The organism is Acinetobacter sp. WC-743 (genome assembly GCF_000335555.1).
Classification (GTDB): domain Bacteria; phylum Pseudomonadota; class Gammaproteobacteria; order Pseudomonadales; family Moraxellaceae; genus Acinetobacter; species Acinetobacter bereziniae.
Genome location: NZ_AMFQ01000018.1, coordinates 84489 through 92151 on the forward strand (window position 1 = coordinate 84489; position 7663 = coordinate 92151).

7 protein-coding genes are annotated in these 7663 nt (G+C 39.3%); 6 read left to right on the top strand and 1 reads right to left on the bottom strand.

Annotation, left to right across the window (positions count from 1 at the left end; all coding sequences use genetic code 11):
- The first annotated feature begins 8 nt into the window (after nt 1-8).
- From galU to galE, 4 genes are read left to right on the top strand one after another with little or no spacing between them, the layout of a single operon-like run.
- Complete coding sequence (galU, locus tag ACINWC743_RS02970; RefSeq protein ID WP_009584311.1) at nt 9-884, top strand: UTP--glucose-1-phosphate uridylyltransferase GalU; 876 nt, start codon at nt 9-11, stop codon at nt 882-884.
- Nucleotides 885-899: 15 nt separating this feature from the next.
- Nucleotides 900-2159, top strand: coding sequence for a UDP binding domain-containing protein (locus tag ACINWC743_RS02975; RefSeq protein WP_009584303.1), 1260 nt, complete (start codon nt 900-902; stop codon nt 2157-2159).
- Nucleotides 2160-2176: 17 nt separating this feature from the next.
- Nucleotides 2177-3787, top strand: a complete 1611-nt coding sequence (pgi, locus tag ACINWC743_RS02980; RefSeq protein WP_373867906.1) for a glucose-6-phosphate isomerase — start codon at nt 2177-2179, stop codon at nt 3785-3787.
- A 10-nt stretch (nt 3788-3797) separates the two neighbouring features.
- Nucleotides 3798-4817 carry a UDP-glucose 4-epimerase GalE gene (gene galE / locus ACINWC743_RS02985; protein ID WP_005034682.1) on the top strand — a complete coding sequence of 340 codons (1020 nt, stop codon included), beginning with the start codon at nt 3798-3800 and terminating at the stop codon, nt 4815-4817.
- 52 nt (nt 4818-4869) lie between these two features.
- Here the strand turns inward: galE and ACINWC743_RS02990 are convergent, their stop codons facing one another.
- Entirely contained in the window at nt 4870-6240 is a 1371-nt protein-coding gene (locus ACINWC743_RS02990) for a phosphomannomutase/phosphoglucomutase (protein WP_035300127.1), read from the bottom strand.
- A 414-nt stretch (nt 6241-6654) separates the two neighbouring features.
- Here ACINWC743_RS02990 and ACINWC743_RS24705 point away from each other — a divergent pair, with 414 nt between their 5' ends.
- Both ACINWC743_RS24705 and ACINWC743_RS24710 read left to right on the top strand, forming a co-directional pair.
- Entirely contained in the window at nt 6655-7110 is a 456-nt protein-coding gene (locus tag ACINWC743_RS24705; RefSeq protein WP_009584302.1) for a hypothetical protein, read from the top strand.
- Nucleotides 7074-7663, top strand: a 590-nt coding sequence (locus ACINWC743_RS24710) for a TolC family protein (RefSeq protein ID WP_265588233.1), incomplete at its 3' end; no start/stop codon positions are given. The genes ACINWC743_RS24705 and ACINWC743_RS24710, both read left to right, overlap by 37 nt.

The following is a 7663-nucleotide window of genomic DNA, read 5'->3' on the forward strand; positions in this document are numbered from 1 at the left end:
TTTAAGTTATGATCAAAAAAGCCATTTTCCCTGTTGCGGGTTTAGGAACACGTTTTTTACCTGCAAGCAAATCAATCCCAAAAGAAATGGTGACTGTAGTTGATCGCCCTGCCATTGAGTATGTGGTCAAAGAAGCTGTGGCAGCAGGCATTGAGCAAATTATTTTGGTCACACACTCTTCAAAAGCTTCTATAGAAAATTATTTTGATCGTAATTTTGAGCTTGAAACAACATTAGAAAATAAGAAAAAAATAGATTTACTCAAAGAAATTACTGAAATTTTACCGAGCAATGTCAGCGTGATTAGCGTGAGACAGCCTCAACCATTGGGTTTAGGTCATGCTGTGTTATGTGCAAAATCTGTAGTGGGTGATGAAGATTTTGCTGTGTTATTGCCAGATGTGTTAGTCAAAGAAAATAGCGCTGAAAATGATCTTGCGCGTATGATTCAACGTTTTAACACATCGAAAGCATCACAAATTATGGTTGAAGCTGTGCCTGATCATTTGGTAGATCAATATGGTATTGTAGATGTTGAAGCCTCACCTGAAGAAGGTGAAAGTGTTGTGATGCAAGGTATTGTAGAGAAGCCTGCTGTTGGTTCAGCACCTTCAAATCTATCTGTTGTGGGACGTTATGTACTGCCTGCTAAAATTATGCAGTTACTTGAACAAACGCCAAAAGGTGCAGGAAACGAAATCCAGCTGACCGATGCGATCGCAGCATTACAAAAAATAGAAAGTGTAGAAGCCTATCGGATGAAAGGTCAAACTTTTGATTGTGGTAGTAAAATCGGTTATTTAAAAGCTGTATTGCACTATGGTATAGAACATCCAAAACTCGGTGAAGAATTCAAACAACTCATCAAAGAACTGAATTTATAAAATATTGGGTATGATATGAATATTTGTGTATTTGGCACAACCCTTCAAGCTGGCGTACTCGTTGGCTTGTTTGCTGAATATGGGCATCACGTGTATTGGTGCCCTCAAGTAGGCGTTGAAAAGCAGTCCTCAGTTCATTACCAAGATGAAGATTTAAATCAGCTGATTCAAAAACAAATTAAAAATCATGCCATTGAATTGGTAGGCGTAAAGCAACTCCAACTACACAGTGAAGTTTTTTTATTTAGTTTTAACCCGTCTGAATTTGATCAAGCCAAAAAATTAGCTGAAGAACTCAAGCGAAGCCCCATCATACATCCAAAGTTAATGATTAATGGTTCAACCTTTGGTTTGGAGGGGACAGAAACACTGAAAGAAATTTTGGTTGCCGATCATTGGGCGTATTTGCCAGATACGATTCAAGAAGGTAATGCAATTCAAAGTTTTACTGGACTAAAGCAGGTGATCATTGGTGTCGATCATGTGGCGACCCAACCAATTGTAAAAGAGTTGTTAAGACCATTTTTCCAATTAAAACACCAATATCTTTTCATGCCATTTTTAGATGCTGAATTTACCAAACTGAGTATTTCGGGCATGTTAGCAACACGTATCAGCTATATGAATGATATGGCGCAAGTGGCAGAAAAACTCAATATTGATATTCAGAATGTAAAACAAGGTTTAGCTGCGGATAATCGAATTGGTGCGAGCTATCTCTCTTCTGGTGTAGGTTTTGGCGGTGAGAATTTTTCTCATGATATTTTAACCCTCACAGGCACGGTTGCTGGTTCTGGGATAAAGAGCCAATTACTTGATCAGGTTTGGAATATCAATGAACAGCAAAAGGAAATTTTGTTTCGCAAGCTGTGGAATTATTATCAAGGGCAACTAACAGGTAAAATTGTTGCGATTTGGGGTGCATCATTTAAAGAAAATACCTCAAGTATCGAAAACTCTCCAATTCATGCCATGCTTGCTGCACTTTGGGCGCAAGGTGCAATTGTTAAACTCCATGACCCACAAGCATTAGAGCGAGTATCTGCTCTTTATGGCGAGCGCACCGATTTAATCTTATGTCATGATCAATATCAAGCCGTCGAAAATGCACATGCCTTATGCCTATTAACCGCTTGGAAACAATATTGGAGTCCAGATTACACTCAACTTATGCAGAAAATGGCGCATCCATTTATTCTAGATGGACGTAATATCTGGGATCCAGAATTTGTCAAAGGACAAGGTTTTGCTTATCAAGGTGTGGGGCGCGTATGATAACGTCGATATTAGAGATGGATCAAAGTCAGCTAAGCGTTCAACAATTACGTTTAACTGATTTGTTTCAGCAAGATCCACAGCGTTTTGAAAAATTTTCGGTTCATTTTGATCAACTCAGTTTTGATTATAGTAAGCATCGTATTGATCAAGCGGCATTTGAAGCTTTAATTAAATTTGCAGATTCGAAGCAACTGAGTGCATGGATTAAACGCTTATTTACAGAAGAGCAGATTAATTACACTGAAGGTCGGGCGGCAATGCATTGGGCATTGCGTTTACCTAAACAGGATCAAGATTACCCTAAATTAGCTCAAGCTGTGCATCAACAACTTGATCGCATGTTTCAGCTTGTTGAAAAAGTGCATGCAGGGCAATGTCGTGGTTCAACGGGTGAAGTGATTCAAGATGTTGTCAACATCGGTGTGGGTGGATCAGACCTTGGACCCCTTATGGTCAGCCATGCCTTATCCGATTATAAAGTTACTACAGCTAAACCATTAAAAGTCCATTTCGTCTCGACGATGGATGGAAGTCAGCTTTCTGAACTGTTGCATCAACTGCGCCCTGAAACGACTTTATTTATTATTTCTTCAAAATCTTTTGGGACGATTGATACCTTATCCAATGCACAGACTGTGCGCCAATGGTTAGAAAAAGCATTAGGTCATCAAAAAAGTGTGGTGCAGCATCATTTTATTGGGGTTTCAACCAAACCTGAAAAAATGACTGAATGGGGCATTGCAGCAGAAAACCAATTCCTGCTTTGGGATTGGGTCGGTGGACGTTATTCATTGTGGTCATGTATCGGATTACCGATTGCTTTGCAAATCGGTGTCGAAGGTTTTAAACAGCTTTTGGCGGGTGCTTATGCGATTGACCAACATTTTCAAAAGACACCATTTCAACACAATATTCCAGTCTTGATGGGGCTGTTGGGTGTTTGGAACAATAATTTTCTGGATATCCAAACCCATGCGGTATTGCCCTATGATGGGCGATTGAAATATTTTGCATCCTATTTGCAACAGCTCGAAATGGAGTCGAATGGTAAATCCATTCAACGCAACAATCAAAAAGTTGAGCTAAAAACATGTCCGATCGTATGGGGTGAAGTTGGACCGAATGCGCAACATGCATTTTATCAGTTGCTCCATCAAGGAACGCATGCGGTGAGTTGTGATTTCATCGCACCTGTACAGCGCTACAATGCTAACCAATTTACCTATGCTGAAAATGCAGAAGCATTGATTGAACAACATCATTTGGCTTTATCTAATTGTTTAGCTCAATCACGGTTATTGGCTTTTGGTAATCAGGCTTTAAATGCAGATGAGTTGGAGAGTTTACCTGAATATAAACAATATGAAGGCAATCAACCCAGCTCTACACTTTTATTACAAGAACTCAGTCCTTATAGTCTTGGAATGTTGATTGCCTTGTACGAACATAAAGTCTTTGTACAGTCGGTCATGTGGAATATCAATCCATTTGATCAGTGGGGCGTTGAAAAAGGGAAAGAAATTGCCAATCAATTGCTTCCTATTCTGAGTGGGAAAGAAAAAGATTTTTCTCAACTAGATGCTTCGACACAAGGCTTAATCAAGATATTACTAGGTAAAGAATAGAGAAAAACGGATGGCGAATATTTTAGTCACAGGTGGGGCAGGTTATATAGGCTCACATACGTGCTTGGAACTTCTAGAAGCAGGACATGATGTGGTTGTGCTTGATAATTTGTCGAATAGTTCAGAAGAATCACTCAAGCGGGTACAAGAACTTACTGGCAAACGCTTGGAGTTTATCCAAGGTGATATTCGTGATCCACATGATTTAGACCAAGCATTTGCTTCACATAAAATTGATGCGGTGATTCATTTTGCGGGCTTAAAGGCAGTGGGAGAAAGTCAACAAATTCCACTGAGTTATTTTGATCATAATATTGCAGGATCAATACAGTTGGCGCAAGCCATGGAAAGAGCAGGGGTTTTTAATCTCGTTTTTAGCTCATCAGCAACAGTTTATGATGAAGCCAATATATCTCCTTTAGATGAAACTATGCCAACAGGTATGCCTTCAAATAACTATGGCTACACCAAACTGATTGTTGAGCAATTGTTGCAGAAATTAGCCATTGCAGACTCACGTTGGTCGATTGCTTTGTTACGTTATTTTAATCCTGTGGGTGCACATAAAAGTGGCCGTATTGGAGAAGATCCGCAAGGGATTCCAAATAATTTAATGCCTTATGTCACTCAGGTTGCTGTGGGACGTCGTGAAAAACTGTCGATCTATGGTGATGACTATGACACGATCGATGGAACAGGGGTTCGCGACTATATCCATGTGGTTGATTTAGCCAATGCTCACTTGTGTGCGCTAAATAATCGTTTAAATGCCAAGGGTTGTCGTGCTTGGAACATTGGCACAGGCAACGGTTGTTCTGTACTTGAAGTGAAGAATACTTTCGAAAAAGTGAATGGCGTTCCCGTCGCTTATGAAATTGCACCGCGCCGTTCGGGAGATGTAGCAACATCATTCGCCAACAATGCACGAGCTGTTACAGAACTCGGTTGGACAGCAAAATATACCCTCGAAGATATGTTAGCAGACAGTTGGAACTGGCAAAAACAAAATCCAACAGGTTACCAATCATAAGCTTGTAAAAGGAAAATAGGCGCATTGAGCGCCTATTTTTATGATGAAAAAACTAAGCCTGAATTAATTGGGTTAATTCATCTACATAATCTTGCATTGGTTTAGGATTACGATCTGCACGGCTTTCAATATTTAAGCGTAATAATGGTTCAGTATTTGATGCACGTACATTTAAACGCCATGCACCAAAATCAAGACTCACCCCATCTGTTTGATCAATGGCAGGATTCAAATCAGCAAAATGATCAAAAATCTTTTGAATGGTTTCTTTAGTATCGACCACTTTAAAGTTGATTTCACCACTGCACGGGAATTTCGCAATCATATCTTCAACAAGGCTTGAAAGTGATTGCTGTGTATCAGACAGCACTGAAATCGCCAATAACCATGGAATCATTCCGCTGTCACAGTAAGCAAAGTCACGGAAATAGTGGTGCGCACTCATTTCTCCACCATAGACCGCATTATGTTCACGCATGACATCTTTAATGAATGCATGTCCAGATTTGGATTGGACAGGTGTTCCTTGATACTGATTGACGATATCTAAAGTATTCCAAACCAGACGAGGGTCGTGGACAATTTTTTCGCCTGATTGTTTTAGTAAGAACGCTTGTGCCAATAGACCCACGATATAGTAGCCTTCGATAAATTGACCTTTTTCATCAAATAAGAAGCAACGATCAAAGTCGCCATCCCATGCAATCCCCATATCCGCATGGTGAATTAAAACCGCATTACGAGTGCTGTCACGATTTTCGACCAAAATTGGATTAGGAATACCATTTGGGAATGTACCATCTGGATGATTATGGATTTTGATAAATTCAACAGGGATGTTTAATGCTTTGAATTTCTCTTCAATGGCATCAACTACATGCCCAGCAGCGCCATTGCCTGCATTCATCACCAATTTGAGTGGGCGAATTTTTGCTGGGTCAATATAGGTGAGTAAGTGTTCAATAAATTCAGGCAGAATATTGTATTTTTGCGTTGAACCTTTTTTCTCAACTTCAATGAATTGTTCGGATTCAGCCAAGGCTTGAATATCTTTTAAGCCAGTATCTGCACTAATCGGGCGGGCATTTTCCCGAACCAGCTTCATCCCATTATAGTCCATAGGATTATGGCTTGCCGTGACTTCAATTCCACCCTGTACATCGAGATGAAAAGCACCAAAATAAACTTCTTCAGTTCCCGTCATCCCCAAATCGAGTACATCTACACCAGCATCATTTAAACCGCGAATCGTCGCTTGTTTTAAATCTTCGCTCGTTAAGCGAACATCACAACCCACGACGACAGTTTTTGGTTGATAGATTTGCCCATAAGCACGACCGACTTTATAAGCGATTTCTTCATTGAGTTCTGTACCAAGTTTGCCTCGGATGTCATAGGCTTTAAAACAAGTCAGTTTATTCATGTCCATCTTTCTATTGTATAAGCTTGGGTTTAAGTGAAACACCATTTTAACCTCAAAGTAAGTAAAAAATGAGATGAGAAGATGTAATTTTAGGTTGATTTATAAAATTGAAATTTTTTATGTTTTTCTTGTTCATTTTAAAAATATTTTAAGTATGGTTGTTTATTTTTTGATTCATGATTTTTGATGGATAAAAAATTAATATTTATTAAATTGATAATTCATGTGATAAAGATCACAATTATTGGACTTACTTTTTGAAATTTAAACTCTTTTCTTAACAAAGTTAGCCAATAAAAAATGAAATATATATTTGCTTGAATTTTAGAATGTGTAGAATAGCAATCGAGTAAGGAAATAATTCAAAATAATTCAATGCCGATAATTACAAGCATGATTAGGTGCCATTCAGGAATGTTAATCACTCACAAACCCATAATTTTTTTAAAAAGCTTGGGTGCAATCAGTCTATGTGTTCTGATTCAGAACAATAGCCATGCACAAGACACCCGCTATTTAAAAGGCATCAAGGAAAGTGTATCGAGTTTAATCAAACCCAAAGATGACTCCTCCTTTCGTACCGTGCAACTTAAACAACTCGCTGACTTTGAATACCAACCCGAACAAAGCACTGCGAGCCCTTTGCCCGTGGTCAAACCCTATCTGGGGCAAAAGGCGTCTTTAAATAATCTTTATCTGGAAAATCCACCAACTGCCCAGCAATATGCAGTACCCACACGGACCTTAAGCCTTGAAGAAGCCGTGCAAATCCTGTCAAACGCAACCCCAATATTGCCCAAACGATTTCTACTCTGGCTTCCCAAAATGCCAATATTGATGTCGCCAAGGCACAATACTATCCACAATTAAAAGCTGGCATGAATACTGGTGACTTCACCTCAAATGATAAAGGGCGGCAGTTATATTCTGTTGAAGCCAATCAATTGCTCTATGATTTTGGTAAAGTCAAAAGCAGTGTCACCACACAACAAAATAAATTGGCGGTTGAACAAGCCAATGTCTTGATCAGTATTGATGAAATCTCTACCCAGACGGCTCGAGATATTTTAGGTTTATTGAGATATCGTAATATTATAAAAATCGCCCAAGATCAATTTAATGGGGTCAGTCGCTTACATGAGATTGCACGTTTAAGAGCCGAAGCGGGCATCAGCAGTCATGCAGACCCTGTGCAAGCGCAAAGTTATGTTGAATATTCTCGTTCCTATCTGATTACCCAGCAGAATTTTCTTAAACAGCAAGAACAAAAGTTACGCACCTTATTGGGTTTTGATGTCAGTCAAATTGAGTTCAATATTCCTGATGAATTCGTCAAGCAATCGGGGCTATATGACGACCCCGAAGTCAATACCATCCCCAGTATGATTGCCGCAAAGGCTGAAATTGATGTGGCACAAAGCCA